This window comes from Corynebacterium sp. (assembly GCF_012837295.1).
In the GTDB taxonomy this organism is placed as follows: Bacteria; Actinomycetota; Actinomycetes; order Mycobacteriales; family Mycobacteriaceae; genus Corynebacterium.
Map to the genome: position 1 here is coordinate 1 of NZ_DURI01000043.1, position 13583 is coordinate 13583.

A 13583-nucleotide genomic window follows, 5' to 3' on the forward strand; every position below is an offset into this window, starting at 1 on the left:
CGAGTTCCGCGACGACGTCGCTGCCATGCGCAGGGCGGCGGCGGACGCGGCGGACGGCGCGACCACGCATCTCACCGGCCCGGCGGGAATCGTCACCGACACCGTGAAGGTCTTCGCGTCGGGCGACGCCGGCCGCATCACCGTCGTCCTCGCGGTCGACCCGTATGAACCGGAGGCCATGGATTCGTTGCCGGCCCTGGAGGATGCGGCCCGCGGTGCACTGGCCGACGCGGGGGCGGCGGGGGCCACCGTCACCGCGACGGGCGAGACTGCGACCTCCGCGGACATCCGGTCGGGCCTGGAGTCCGACACCCTGTTGCTCATCCCGCTGATCCTCGGCATCGTCGGCCTGGTCCTCGGACTGCTGCTCCGCAGCATCCTGGCCCCGATTTACCTGGTGGCGACGTTGGCGCTGTCGTTCGTGGCGACGGTCGGCCTGACCGTGTTCATCGCGGTGACGGTGCAGGGCGATTCCGGCATCGGAAACCGCGTGACCGCCTACATTCTCGTGTTCCTCATCGCGCTGGGCGTGGACTACACGATCTTCCTCATGTCCCGGGTGCGGCAGGAGCTGGCGCATTCCGGGATGCGGGAGGCCCTGCGCACGTCTCTGGTGCGCACGGGAGGGGTGGTCTCCTCGGCGGGCCTGATCCTCGCGGCGACGTTCGCGGTGCTGATGACCCAGCCGATCCGCGAGTTGTACCAGTTCGGCCTGGCCATGGCGCTGGGCATTCTGCTGGACACGTTCGTGGTGCGGCCGCTGCTGGTTCCGGCGATCGTGCGGTTGATCGGCGATCGCGCCCTGTGGCCGATCGAGTCCGCGAAGCGGGACCGGCCGAAGGAGCCCGTCGAGTCCGCCTAGACTCGTCGGCGTGACCGAACCGACCGATGACATCACCGACTCCCTCCCGGAGAGCATGAACGATTCGCTTTCCGACGGCCCGGCGCCCGAGCCGGCCGGCCCGGACGTGCGCCGGGCGTGGGAGGAATTGGCCGACGAGATCCGCGATCATTCGTCGAAGTACTACACGGGGCAGCCGGTCATCTCGGACGCCGAATATGACGCCCTGTTCCGCCGTCTGCAGGAGATGGAGGCGGCGCATCCGGAGCTCGCGGTGCCGGACAGCCCCACGCAGCAGGTCGGCGCCAGGGTGGAGGCCCCCGCCGACGGCGTGACGTTCGAACCGGTGGAGCACCTGCAGCGGCTGTACAGCCTGGACAACGTCTTCGACGAGGCGGAGCTGCGGGACTGGCTGGCACGCACCCCGGCGTCGGCGTACCTGACGGAGCTGAAAATCGACGGCCTGTCCATCGACCTCGTCTACGAGAACGGCCGCCTGGTCCGCGCCGCCACCCGCGGCGACGGCCGGGTCGGCGAAAACGTCACGGCCAATGCGCGGACCATCGCGGACATCCCGCATGAGCTGACGGCCACCGACGAGTACCCGGTGCCGGAGGTGCTGGAGGTGCGCGGCGAGGTCTACATCCCGGTCGACGCATTCGACGGCCTCAACGCCGAGCGCGCCGAGGCGGGGCAGCGCACGTTCGCCAACCCCCGCAACGCCGCGGCCGGGTCGCTGCGGCAGAAGGACCCCGCCGAAACGGCGAAGCGCCCGCTGGCCATGATCTGCCACGGCATCGGCCATGTAGAGGGCTGGCGGCCCGACACGCAGCACGACGCCTACCTGGCGTTGGCGGCGTGGGGGCTCCACGTTTCGCCCTACACGAAGAAGGTGGAGGCGGCGGAGGACGTCGTCAAGCACATGCTGTACTGGGGCGAGCATCGCCACGACGCGGAGCACGAGATGGACGGCCTGGTGGTCAAGGTCGACGCCCTCGCCGAACAGCGCGCGCTGGGCGCGACGTCGCGGGCGCCGCGCTGGGCCATCGCGTTCAAGTACCCGCCGGAGGAAGTGACCACCGATCTGCTGGACATCCGCGTGTCCATCGGACGCACCGGCCGCGCCACGCCGTACGCGGTGATGCGGCCGGTCACCGTCGCCGGGTCGACGGTCGAAATGGCCACCCTGCACAATCCGACCGAGGTCAAGCGCAAGGGGGTGCTCATCGGCGATCGGGTGACCATCCGCAAGGCCGGCGACGTCATCCCCGAGGTCCTCGGCCCCGTCGCCGACGTCCGCGACGGCACCGAGCGCGAGTTCATTTACCCCACGCTGTGCCCCGAATGCGGCACCCGCCTGGCCCCGGCGAAGGAGGACGACGCCGACTGGCGCTGCCCGAACACCCGCTACTGCCCGGGGCAGCTGCGCCGGCGCGTGGAGTTCCTGGCCTCGCGCGGCGGCTTCGACATCGAGCACCTGGGCGAGCGCGGCGCGGCGGACCTCATCCACCGCGGCGTGCTGTCCGACGAAGGCGACTTGTTCGCGCTGACCGCCGCCGATCTGGAGCGCACCGAGGTGTACACCACCGCGGCGAAGAAGAAGGTCGGCGACGTCGGCGTCGCGCGCGGCACCCTCAACGCCAACGGCAAGAAGCTGCTGGACTTCATCGGGGCCGCGAAATCCCGCGAGCTGTGGCGAGTGCTGGTCAGCCTGTCCATCCGCCACGTCGGTCCGACCGCCGCCCGCGCCCTGGCCCAGAAGTTCGGGTCGATGGACGCCATCCGTGCCGCGTCGCGCGAGGAGCTGGCGGACACCGACGGGGTCGGCGGGATCATCGCGGACTCCGTCATCGCGTGGTTCGCCGTCGATTGGCACCGCGAGGTGGTGGAGAAGTGGGCGGCCGCCGGCGTGCGCATGGCCGACGAGGTCTCCGACCGCCCCGAGCAGGTCCTCGAGGGCCTCACCGTCGTGGTGACGGGTTCGCTGGAGGACTTCACCCGCGACAGCGCCAAGGAGGCCATCCTGGTCCGCGGCGGCAAGGCGGCGGGGTCGGTGTCGAAGAAGACGTCCGTGGTCGTCGTCGGCGAGAACGCGGGCTCCAAGGCCACGAAGGCCGAGGAGCTGGGCGTGCCCATCCTCGATGAGGCGGGTTTCCACCGCTTGCTTGCCGACGGCCCGTCGGCCATCCCGTCGACCGCCTCCGACGATTCGGCCGGGTAGCGCCGTGGTGTTCCGCGACGGCGGCGCCGGGACCTGGGGCTGGGTGCGCGTCGACCGCACGGGCCAGCCCGCGTGGGCGCTGCCGGCCGAGACGATCATCGCGGTGCTGCCGATCGTGATGCTCGTGGCGAACTTCCTGCGCGGCACCATCGGGCCGACGCCGGCCGGGTACGCGACGCTCGCCGTCGCCGCGGCGGTGCTCATGGTCCTGCCGGCGTTCGCGATCCTGCGCCAGTCGATCCTCGGATTGGCCCTGATGTTCGCGCCCATCGCCGCCGGCTGGCTGCTGCCGGGCGAGCTCGGCCATGCCGCGGGCACCTACGTCGGGATCACATGGGCGGCCATCGCCGCCGTCAATCTCGTGCATCTGCGGCGCTGAGCAGGCGCCGGACCTTCACCGCGAGATCGTCCTCCGAGATCGGCGCCCACTCGTTGACGTCCACGCCGACGTTGATGGTGCGTTCGTGCTCCGGCCACAGCGAGTGGACGTGGCCGCAGATGCGCACGGTCTCCGTCGGCGCCGGCGCGGTCACCGCCAGGTGCCCGACCTGATAGGGGTCGCTGCCGACTTCCGGGAGGTGGGACACGTCGACGTCGATGGTGCGGTTGCCCGGCACCCGCATCGTCGTCGACGTCGCCCCGGCGGGGAACACGGTCACGCCCATCGCCCGGAGCCGCGCCACCTCATGGCGGCGGCGCCGCCAATCGGCCATGGTCCTTGCGGGGTGCGCGAGGTCGTCGGCAAGCAGATCCATCCGCGAGTTCAGCGACTCGTCCGCGAAGAACCCGCGGCGGTGATGCGGCCACCACGAATCGTGGTTGCCAGCCACGAGCGTGATGCGGCCCTTCAACGTCGGCAGCACCTCGACCAGCCGGTCGAAGCTCCACGCGACGTCCCCCAGATGCCACACCTCGTCGTCCGCGCCCACGACGTCGTTCCAGTTGTCCACCAGGTCGCGGTCGTGCTCGTCGATCGTCGCCCACCGCTCCCGGCCGAACCCCAGAATCGACTCGTGCCCGAAATGAGTGTCCGACGTCCACCAGCGCATGGGCCCAGGCTACCGGCGAAAAACGCGAAAGCCGGGCCCGCGCGAACGCGGGACCCGGCTCTCGACCGGACTGCTCCGGACTATACGGGACTACTTGATCGGGGTGGCCTCGATCTTCCACACCTCATCGGCGTAATCGCGGATGGTGCGGTCGGAGGAGAAGCGGCCCGAACGGATGATGTTCAGGAAGCACATGCGCGCCCACTTCAGCTCGTCGCGGTAATCCTCGGCCATGCGGTCGCGGGTCTCGCGGTAATCCGTGAAATCGCCGAGGACGTAGTACACGTCGGCCGGCTCGTAGCCGGGGGAGCTCAGCAGCGAGTGGTGCAGGTCGTGGAAAATGCCCGCACCGCCGTCGGAGAACGTGCCGTCGACCAGCGAATCCAGTGCGCGCTTGAGACCCGGCACCGACTCGTAGGCCGCGCGCGGATCGTAGGTCTTGCGCAGCTCCGGCAGTTCCTCTTCCTTCGCGCCGAAGATGTAGGCGTTGTCGTCGCCCACGGCCTCGACGATCTCGACGTTCGCGCCGTCGAGCGTGCCCAGGGTCAGGGCGCCGTTCATCATGAACTTCATGTTGCCCGTGCCCGAGGCCTCCTTGCCGGCGGTGGAGATCTGCTCGGAGATGTCCGTGGCCGGGATGATGTGCTCGGCGGGGGAGACGTTGTAGTTCTCCACGAACACGACCTTGAGCTTGTCGCCGATCTCCGGGTCGTTGTTCACCTTCTCCGCGATGGCGTTGATGAACTTGATGATCGCCTTCGCCCGGACGTAGCCCGGGGCCGCCTTCGCGCCGAAGATGGCCACGCGCGGGACGACGTCCCACTCCGGGTCGTCCTTGATGCGGTAGTACAGGTCCAGGATGTACAGCGCGTTGAGCAGCTGGCGCTTGTACTCGTGGAGGCGCTTGATCTGCGAGTCGAAGATCGCGTCGGGCGAGATCTCGATGCCCTGGCGGGCCTCGATCCACGCCGCGAAGTCCTCCTTGTTGCCGCGCTTGATGGCCATGACCTCGCGCAGGACGTCTTCGTCGTCGGCGAACTTCTCCAGCTCGGCGAGCTTGTCCAGGTCGGTGACCCACTCGTCGGAGCCCGACAGGCGCGTCAGCAGCTCCGGCAGGCGCGGGTTGCACTGGTTGAGCCAGCGGCGGGGGGTGACGCCGTTGGTCTTGTTGTTGAACTTCTCCGGCCAGATGGCGTGCCAGTCGCCGAGGGTCTCGCGCTTGATGATCTCCGTGTGCAGCGCCGCGACGCCGTTGATGGAGTACGCGGTGTAGCAGGCGATCCAGGCCATGTGGATCAGGCCATGGGAAATCGGCGCCATGTAGTCGATGGTGCCGTGGTCGATGCCGCGCTCGTCGAGGTCGGCGCGGAAGCGGCGGTCGATCTCCTGGATGATCTCCAGCACGCGGCGGAACAGGCGCTCGAAAATGGAGAATTCCCAGGTCTCCAGGGCCTCGGCCAGCACGGTGTGGTTGGTGTAGGCGAACGCCTTCGACGTGATCGCCCACGCGGCGTCCCAGCCCAGATCGTGCTCGTCGAGCAGCAGGCGCATCAGCTCGGGGATGGCCAGCACCGGGTGGGTGTCGTTGAGCTGGATGCAGTTGTACTCGGCGAAGTTGTCCAGCGTGCCGAAGTTCTCCAGGTGCGAGTCGATCATCGCCTGCAGCGAGGCGGAGACGAAGAAGTACTGCTGGCGGACGCGCAGCACCTTGCCCTCGTAGGTGGAGTCGTTCGGGTACAGCACGCGGCACAGGTCGTGGACGCGCTCGCGCTCGACGATGGCGTCGGTGAAGCGCTGCGAGTTGAAGGCGTCGTAGTCGAACTCGCGCATCGGCTCGGAGTTCCACAGGCGCAGGGTGCCCACGTTGGCGGTGCCGTAGCCGGTGATCGGCATGTCGTGGGGGACGGCGCGCACGGTGAGGTCGTCGAAGCGCACGATGCGGGCCTCGTCCTCGCGGCGGACGACGAAGGGGTAGCCCTCTTCCATCCACGGGTCCGGGTGCTCGTCCTGGAAGCCGTCCTCGAAGGTCTGCTTGAACAGGCCGTAGCGGTACAGGATGCCGTAGCCGGTGGCCGGCAGGTCCTGGGTGGCGCAGGAGTCGAGGAAGCAGGCGGCCAGGCGGCCGAGGCCGCCGTTGCCCAGCGCCGCGTCGTGCTCGGCCTCGAGCACGTCGGTGAGGTTCCGGCCGTAGGCGGCGACCGCCTGCTCGGCCTCGTCGACCAGGCCGAGGTTCAGCAGGTTGTTCAGCAGGGCGCGGCCCATGAGAAACTCGGCCGAGAAGTAGTGCTGCTGACGGGTCGCGGCGTAGGCGCGGGTGGTGGCCTCCCAGTCGTCGGCGAGGTGATCGACGACGACGCGGGACATGCCCGACCAGAACTCCATCTCGGATGAGGTTTCGGGAGTGCGGCCGGATTCGGCGCGCACGTGGGAGGCGAGCCGATCAGTGAAATTCGACATGTGGGGTGGGTCTCCGATTGCGGGTGGGGGACGGTCCGGGCCGGCTCCGACTGGTGGTCGGATAACGGTGGACGCAGGCGGCATCTGACCTTACCCGCCCGGTGCGCAGACCTCCCGTCGAGCACGCCGGGCGGGGTTGGCCCGGCATTGCTTCACGACGCCGACGTGGCCATCATCCGCCGTCCGATGGCGATGACGGCGACCGCGGTGACGTACATGACGATGGAGTAGACGGCCGCGGGGACGGCGAATTCGTCGTCGCGGACGACGGTCAGGGCGATGACCAGGCCGAGGGTGGAGTTCTTGATGCCGTATTCGACGGCCAGCGCGAGCTGGGAGGCGCGGTCGACCCGGGCCACCCAGGCCAGCGCGCCGCCCGCGAGGATCACGGCGACGTTGAACACCAGGACCGCCGGCCCGACGGCGATGACCATGTCCACGATCTCGCCGCCCAGGTCGACGGCGACGGCGGCGATGGCCAGCAGCAGCACCAGGGCGCCCAGCACCGACATGCCCCGCTCGAGTTTCGCGGCGAGCGCGGGCTTCTTGGCCTTGATGGCCATGCCGATGGCCACGGGGACGAGGATCACGCCGACGAGCAGCCCGAAGGTCTGGCCCAGTGGCACCGTGACCGACAGGCCGGTCGCGCCGGGCAGGATGCGGCCCGCGACGTCGAGCCAGCCGGGCAAGGTGACGATGACGACCAGCGACGCGACGACGGTGAGGATGATCGACAGCGCTACGTTTCCGCGGGCGAGGTAGGTGACCAGGTTCGACGTCGACCCGCCCGGGCAGGCGGCGACGAGGACGAGGCCGAGCGCCATGATCGGCGGCAGATCCATCGCCATGGCCACCGCGATGCCGATGGCCGGCACGAGGAGGACCTGGCCCAGCGTGCCGATGATCGTCGCCCGCGGCGTGCGGGCCTGCGCGCGGAAATCGGCCAGCGTCAGGCTGAGCCCGATCCCGACCATGATGACCGCGAGGGCCACCGGAAGTCCGATGGCGATGACCGGGTTGTCCTGCATGCGTCGATGACCTTCCCCTTAGATGCTTTTGCGGGGAATGGTATCGGGGCGGGCGCGGGTCCCGCCGGGAAAACGACGAACTGCGCGGTCTTTTGCCGCGCCTTCCATGTGCCGCCTAGTGGAGGATGGCGCCGACGATGTCGCCGATGCGGCCGAGGTGCTCGACCTCCGACGGCAAGAAGTCCGGGCCGCCGGGGCGGCCGATGACGAGCGTCCAGCCCTTGCCCATGGGGGCGGCGGCCAGCGAGGACTCCATGAGGGTCCACGATTCCGGGATCCACGACTCGTTCTCGCCGTCGAGGCGGCGGGCCGAAGCGACGGGCGGCTCGGACAGCGTCCGGCCGTCGTCCTCGGGGGCCGCGACGGAGGCCACCACGCGGCGGGTGCCGGTGGCGGAGTGGCCCAGCACCAGCGCCCAGCCGGCGGTCATGGTGCGCGGCAGGCCGTCGACGATTTCGCCGAGCGCGCGCTGCGGCTGGCCGCGGTGGCGGGACAGCTCGGCGAGCATGGCGATCTGCCCGCGTCGGTCGACCGACCCGGAAAACGGCCGGATGGAATCGACCTCGACGCCGTCGAGCGACTGCGCGGCGGTGATGAGTGTGTCGGGCAGGCTGCCGCTGGGCAGGTCCACGACGATGTCGTCGACGACGGTGCCGTCGGTGCCGTGCTCCACCACGTCGACGGAGCGGATGTCGCCGCCCGTTTCGCCGAGCGCCGCCGCCAGCAGGCCCAAAGAACCGGGGGCGTCGGGGATCTGCACTCGCATGAGGTACGACATGGTTTACGGGGACCTTTCGTGGCCGCCGTCACCTGGGGAATTCCGGGTGACGCAGGCGCATATGGGCAAGACGGTTCACCAGGGTACATGGGCCGCGCGAGCGAGGGCGACGTGACCCGGGCAACACCGGTGAGTAGGAGTTCTGCTGCGTCCCCAGCCTCCGCCAATTGCTTTACGACGGTGTTGCGCACCCGTTGAAACCGCGTTTCACGTCGCTCCCGGCGGGGTCCCGTCGTCACGCGCGAACCCCAGCGGCTAACCTGATCGGGTAAATCCCGGAGACAACGAAAGGGGTCACGCGTGCCCGCAATCTCGCGCGACGAGGTCGCCCACCTCGCACGACTGTCCCGCCTGGCGCTGACCGACGCGGAGCTCGACGAGTTCGCCGGCCAGATCGACGGCATCATCAATCACGTCCAGGACGTCCAGGAGGTCGCCGCCGCCGACGTCGAGCCCATGAGCCACCCGTCGTCGCTGTCGGGCGTCATGCGCGAAGACGTGGTGAAGCCGACGCTGACCGCCGAGCAGGCCCTGGACCAGGCGCCCTCCGTCGAGGAGCAGCGTTTCGAGGTCCCGCAGATCCTGGGCGAGGAGGAGTGACCATGACCACCGGAACCACCGCGAACGCGAACCTGTTCACCGCCGTCGCCGGCGACCCGATCCTCGGCCTCACCGCCGCGGAGCTGGCCGCGAAGATCCATGCCCGCGAGCTGACCTCCGTGGAGGTCACGCAGGCGTTCCTGGACCGCATCGCCGCCGTCGACGGGGGCATCCACGCCTTCCTGCACATCGGCGCCGAGGAGGCCCTGGCCGCCGCGAAGGCAGTCGACGAGTCCCTCGACGCCGGCGAGGCCCCCGCCTCCGCGCTGGCCGGCGTGCCGCTGGCGCTGAAGGACGTTTTCGTCACCGTCGACGCGCCGACCACCTGCGCGTCGAAGATGCTCGAGGGCTACATGAGCCCCTACGACGCCACCGTCACCGAGAAGCTCCGCGCCGCGGGCATCCCGATCCTGGGCAAGACGAACATGGACGAGTTCGCCATGGGCTCGTCGACCGAGAACTCCGCGTACGGCCCGACCCACAACCCGTGGGACGTCGAGCGCACCGCGGGCGGCTCGGGCGGCGGCTCCTCCGCCGCGCTGGCCGCCGCGATGGCTCCGCTGGCCATCGGCACTGACACCGGCGGCTCGATCCGCCAGCCGGCCGCGCTGACCGCGACCGTCGGCGTCAAGCCGACCTACGGCACCGTCTCCCGCCATGGTCTGGTCGCCTGCGCCTCCTCGCTGGACCAGGGTGGCCCGACCGCCCGCACGGTGCTGGACACCGCGCTGCTCCACGAGGTCATCGCCGGCCACGACGATCGCGACTCGACCTCGACCGACCAGCCCATCGCCGACGTCGTCGCCGCCGCGAAGGCCGGCGCCACGGGCGACCTCTCGGGCGTGAAGGTGGGCGTCGTCAAGCAGTTCGACCGCACCGAGGGCTACCAGGCGGGCGTGCTGGACTCGTTCCACGAGGCCGTCGACAAGCTCAAGGCCGCCGGCGCCGAGGTCGTCGAGGTCGACTGCCCGAACTTCGACCACGCGCTGAGCGCCTACTACCTGATCCTCCCGTGCGAGGTCAGCTCCAACCTCGCCCGTTTCGACGGCATGCGCTACGGCCTGCGCTCCGGCGACGACGGTTCGCTGTCCGCCGATCAGGTGATGGCCAAGACCCGCGCCGAGGGCTTCGGCGACGAGGTCAAGCGCCGCATCATCATCGGCACCTACGCGCTGTCGGTGGGCTACTACGACGCGTATTACATCCAGGCGCAGCGCGTGCGCACGCTGATCCAGCAGGATTTCGAGCGCGCCTTCGAGCAGGTCGACGTCCTGGTGTCGCCGACGACGCCGACCACCGCCTTCAAGCTGGGCGAGAAGGTCGACGATCCGCTGAGCATGTACATGTTCGACCTGTGCACGCTGCCGCTGAACCTGGCCGGCATGTGCGGCATGTCCGTGCCCTCGGGTCTGGCGCCCGACACCGGTTTGCCGGTGGGCCTGCAGATCATGGCCCCGCGCCACGGCGACGATCGCCTGTACAAGGTCGGCGCCGCGTACGAGAAGGTCCGCGGCCCGGTGGCCTGATCTTCCGGTGCCTTCGTCGCTTCACGACGCCGCCGCACGCACTGACCGCCGCCCCGGGTGGGGCGGCGGTTTTTGCGTTCGTTTTTGTTCAATTGTCTCGCTAGGAGTTCAAATGGATTGACGATGGGGAGATCGTCAGCCATGATGTCCATATGGGAACAAAGGAAAGAATCACGCCGCGTGAACTCGGAATGGAAGTCGCGGCACTGCTGCGCGAAGGCGTCGCCCGGCGGGAGATGACGCAGGCGCAGGTCGCCGAGAAGGCGGGGATCTCCACGTCGCAGGTGTCCAAGTACCTGCGCGGCGTCCGGCCGATCACCACGGACGAACTGGATCTGCTCTGCGAGGCCATCGGCATCAGCTTCGAAAGGCTCGTCGTCGAGGCATCCCATCGCACGCGCGGGCGGCACGGGAACATGGGCGAGGGGGCCGCGCAGGGGGAATTCGGGGCGCCGGTCCGCGGCGAATCCGGCTGGTGGGAGCGGTAGCCCTCGACTCCGTCCCCGCGGCGTCCGATAGGCTCCGACGTCATGGCCAACCCCGCCGCCGACCCCGCGGACCACGACGAGTTCTCGCGGCACCACCTGCCGCCCAAACAGGCGTATCTGGCGCTGTTCGCCCTCTGCGTCGGTTTCTTCATGAATTTGCTCGACCAGTCGATCGTCGCGGTGGCCACGCCGCAGATCATGGAGCAGCTCGGCGCGGACTACGCCGCGGCCATCTGGGTGACGTCGGCGTATCTGCTGGCCTACGCCGTGCCGTTGCTGGTCACGGGCCGGCTGGGTGACCAGTTCGGGCAAAAGCGCGTGTATCAGGTGGGCATCGTGATTTTCACGGCGTCGTCGTTGTGGTGCGGCCTGGCCGATTCGATCGGGTCGCTGGTGCTGGCGCGATTCGTCCAGGGCCTCGGCGCCGCGCTGATCGGCCCGCAGACGCTGGCCATCATCACCCGGATCTTCCCGCCCGAGCGCCGAGGCGCCGCCATGGGCTGGTGGGGGACCGTCGCCGGACTGGCGACGCTGACCGGGCCACTGCTCGGCGGCTTCCTGACCACCTCCGTCGGCTGGGAGTGGATCTTCTACGTCAACATCCCCTTCGGCATCCTGTCGATGGTGCTCGTGGCCAAGTGGGTGCCGGACCTGCCGTCGACGTCGCGCAGCTTCGACGTCGTGGGAATCGTCGTGTCCATGCTGGCCATGACCGGCCTTGTCTTCGGCCTCCAGCAGGGGCAGGCGGCCGGGTGGTCGCCGTGGATCTGGGCGATGCTCGCGGGGTCGGCCGTGCTGTTCGCGGTGTTCGTGCGGCTCCAGGCCATCGCGCCCCGGCGCGGCGTGGAGGCCCTCGTCCCGCTGCGGCTCTTCGACGACCCGAACTTCGCCCGGGGCTCGCTGTCGATCGCCACCATGGCCTTCGCCACCGCCGCCAACGCCCTGCCCGTGATGATCTTCGTGCAGACCTACGACGACCTCACCGCACTCCAGGCGGGTCTGCTGGTCGCGCCCATGGCCCTGCTCTCCGGCGTCCTCGCCCCCTGGGTGGGCTCCATGGTCGAGCGCACCAAGGCCAACCGGCTGTCCATGATCGGCTTCGGCTCGATGATCGTCGGCCACGTCGCCATGTTCGGCGTGCTGCGCGAGACCGTGCCCACGTGGACCATCTCCGTGGTGGTGCTGCTGCTCGGCGTGGGCAACGCCTTCGTGTGGGCACCCAACTCCACCATCACCCTGCGCGGCCTGGACACCCGCATCGCCGGCGCCGGCTCCGGCGTCTACAACACCACCCGTCAGGTCGGCGCGGTCTTCGGCGCCGCCGCCACTGCCGCATTCATCGAGGTCGGGCGCGCAGCAGGCGCCGGTTCCGCCGTGTTCGGCCAATCGCTCCTGCTGCACGCGGCGGTCCTGTGCATCGGATTCGCCGCGGTCGCCGGGTTCAGGCGGGCGCCCGAACCAGCCACCGCCCCGTCGTAAAGCGAAACCCCGAAACGGGCGCGAACGCGGCACCCGATGCCCGAGGCGCGTGGGAGCGGAGCGGTCGCTATTGTGGGGGACATGCGAATCGCGACCCTGACCTCCGGTGGCGACTGCCCCGGTCTCAACGCCGTCATCCGCGCCATCGTGCGCACCGCCAGCTCCGAATACGGTTCCACCGTCGTCGGATTCGAAGATGGCTGGATCGGCCTCATGGAGGACCGCAGGGTCCAGTTGTACGACGACGAGAACATCGACAAGATGCTGCTGCGCGGCGGCACCATGCTCGGCACCGGCCGCGTGCACCCCGACATCCTCATGTCGAACCTGGACCGCATCAAGGAGAACCTCGCCGACGCCGGCATCGACGCGCTGATCCCCATCGGCGGCGAGGGCACCCTCAAGGCCGGCAAGTGGCTGGCGGACAACGGCGTGCCGGTCGTCGGCGTGCCGAAGACCATCGACAACGACGTCAACGGCACCGACTACACCTTCGGCTTCGACACCGCCGTCGCCGTGGCCACCGAGGCCGTCGACCGCCTGCACACCACCGCGGAGTCCCACGAGCGCGTCATGATCGTCGAGGTCATGGGACGCCACGTCGGCTGGATCGCCCTGCACGCGGGCATGGCCGGCGGCGCGCACTACATCGTCATCCCGGAAGAGCCGTTCGACATCAACGCCATCTGCAAGTCCATGGAGCGCCGGTTCCAGATGGGCGAGAAGTACGGCATCATCGTCGTCGCCGAGGGCGCCATGCCCAAGGAGGGGACGATGAACTTCGAGGAAGGCGGCGTCGACCAGTTCGGCCACCAGACCTTCAACGGCATCGGCCAGGTCATCGGCAACGAGATCAAGGAGCGCACCGGCTACGACGTGCGCACCACGGTGCTCGGCCACATCCAGCGCGGCGGCACCCCGACCGCCTACGACCGCGTCCTGGCCACCCGCTACGGCGTCCACGCCACCCGCGCGGTCCACGACGGCGATTACGGCAAGATCGTCGCCCTGCGCGGCGAGCACATCGAGCGCATCGACATCGACGACGCCGTCGCCGAACTCAAGGTCGTGCCGGAGCGCCGCTACGCCACCGCGAAGGCGCTGTTCGGCTAAAGC

Annotated in this window: 12 protein-coding genes; 8 read left to right on the top strand and 4 right to left on the bottom strand. The window is 69.4% G+C overall.

Annotated elements, in window-relative coordinates; genetic code table 11:
• The 3 genes from GX015_RS01430 to GX015_RS01440 form a co-directional block, all read left to right on the top strand.
• Positions 1–862 (top strand): MMPL family transporter (locus tag GX015_RS01430; RefSeq protein WP_291342239.1); only part of this gene is annotated, 862 nt, incomplete at its 5' end.
• Positions 863–917: 55 nt separating this feature from the next.
• On the top strand, positions 918–3062 hold the full coding sequence (gene ligA, locus GX015_RS01435) for an NAD-dependent DNA ligase LigA (protein ID WP_291342251.1): 2145 nt from the start codon (positions 918–920) through the stop codon (positions 3060–3062).
• Positions 3063–3066: 4 nt separating this feature from the next.
• Positions 3067–3441 (top strand): hypothetical protein, encoded by a 375-nt coding sequence (locus tag GX015_RS01440; RefSeq protein WP_120983001.1) that lies wholly within the window; start codon positions 3067–3069, stop codon positions 3439–3441.
• Here the strand turns inward: GX015_RS01440 and GX015_RS01445 are convergent.
• From GX015_RS01445 to GX015_RS01460, 4 genes are all read right to left on the bottom strand, one after another.
• Positions 3416–4111 (bottom strand): hypothetical protein, encoded by a 696-nt coding sequence (locus GX015_RS01445; protein WP_291342240.1) that lies wholly within the window; start codon positions 4109–4111, stop codon positions 3416–3418. The two genes, GX015_RS01440 and GX015_RS01445, sit on opposite strands and share 26 nt — an antisense overlap.
• A gap of 90 nt (positions 4112–4201) precedes the next feature.
• Positions 4202–6568 carry a glycogen/starch/alpha-glucan phosphorylase gene (locus tag GX015_RS01450; protein WP_291342241.1) on the bottom strand — a complete coding sequence of 789 codons (2367 nt, stop codon included), beginning with the start codon at positions 6566–6568 and terminating at the stop codon, positions 4202–4204.
• Between the two features lie 152 nt (positions 6569–6720).
• A complete protein-coding gene (locus tag GX015_RS01455) occupies positions 6721–7596 on the bottom strand; it encodes a bile acid:sodium symporter (RefSeq protein WP_291342242.1) in 876 nt (291 codons plus the stop codon).
• 115 nt (positions 7597–7711) lie between these two features.
• Positions 7712–8374, bottom strand: coding sequence for an amino acid-binding ACT domain protein (locus GX015_RS01460; protein ID WP_291342244.1), 663 nt, complete (start codon positions 8372–8374; stop codon positions 7712–7714).
• Between the two features lie 300 nt (positions 8375–8674).
• On the opposite strand from GX015_RS01460, the gene gatC reads away from it, so the two are divergent.
• From gatC to GX015_RS01485, 5 genes are all read left to right on the top strand, one after another.
• A complete protein-coding gene (gene gatC / locus GX015_RS01465; RefSeq protein ID WP_291342246.1) occupies positions 8675–8974 on the top strand; it encodes an Asp-tRNA(Asn)/Glu-tRNA(Gln) amidotransferase subunit GatC in 300 nt (99 codons plus the stop codon).
• Positions 8975–8976: 2 nt separating this feature from the next.
• Positions 8977–10500 carry an Asp-tRNA(Asn)/Glu-tRNA(Gln) amidotransferase subunit GatA gene (gene gatA, locus GX015_RS01470; protein ID WP_291342247.1) on the top strand — a complete coding sequence of 508 codons (1524 nt, stop codon included), beginning with the start codon at positions 8977–8979 and terminating at the stop codon, positions 10498–10500.
• Positions 10501–10691: 191 nt separating this feature from the next.
• Positions 10692–10988, top strand: a complete 297-nt coding sequence (locus GX015_RS01475; RefSeq protein ID WP_046651072.1) for a helix-turn-helix transcriptional regulator — start codon at positions 10692–10694, stop codon at positions 10986–10988.
• A gap of 42 nt (positions 10989–11030) precedes the next feature.
• The gene (locus GX015_RS01480) at positions 11031–12467 is read left to right on the top strand and encodes a DHA2 family efflux MFS transporter permease subunit (RefSeq protein ID WP_291342249.1); all 1437 of its coding nucleotides are present in this window, start codon (positions 11031–11033) and stop codon (positions 12465–12467) included.
• Positions 12468–12548: 81 nt separating this feature from the next.
• The gene (locus GX015_RS01485; protein ID WP_155870084.1) at positions 12549–13580 is read left to right on the top strand and encodes a 6-phosphofructokinase; all 1032 of its coding nucleotides are present in this window, start codon (positions 12549–12551) and stop codon (positions 13578–13580) included.
• Positions 13581–13583 lie beyond the last annotated feature (3 nt).

Bases quoted from the DNA above. Each gene is read 5' to 3' on its own strand.
- ligA (WP_291342251.1), top strand. From the start codon at position 918: ATGAACGATTCGCTTTCCGACGGCCCGGCGCCCGAGCCGGCCGGCCCG.
- GX015_RS01445 (WP_291342240.1), bottom strand. From the start codon at position 4,111: ATGCGCTGGTGGACGTCGGACACTCATTTCGGGCACGAGTCGATTCTG.
- GX015_RS01450 (WP_291342241.1), bottom strand. From the start codon at position 6,568: ATGTCGAATTTCACTGATCGGCTCGCCTCCCACGTGCGCGCCGAATCC.
- GX015_RS01455 (WP_291342242.1), bottom strand. From the start codon at position 7,596: ATGCAGGACAACCCGGTCATCGCCATCGGACTTCCGGTGGCCCTCGCG.
- GX015_RS01460 (WP_291342244.1), bottom strand. From the start codon at position 8,374: ATGTCGTACCTCATGCGAGTGCAGATCCCCGACGCCCCCGGTTCTTTG.
- gatA (WP_291342247.1), top strand. From the start codon at position 8,977: ATGACCACCGGAACCACCGCGAACGCGAACCTGTTCACCGCCGTCGCC.
- GX015_RS01475 (WP_046651072.1), top strand. From the start codon at position 10,692: ATGGAAGTCGCGGCACTGCTGCGCGAAGGCGTCGCCCGGCGGGAGATG.
- GX015_RS01480 (WP_291342249.1), top strand. From the start codon at position 11,031: ATGGCCAACCCCGCCGCCGACCCCGCGGACCACGACGAGTTCTCGCGG.
- GX015_RS01485 (WP_155870084.1), top strand. From the start codon at position 12,549: ATGCGAATCGCGACCCTGACCTCCGGTGGCGACTGCCCCGGTCTCAAC.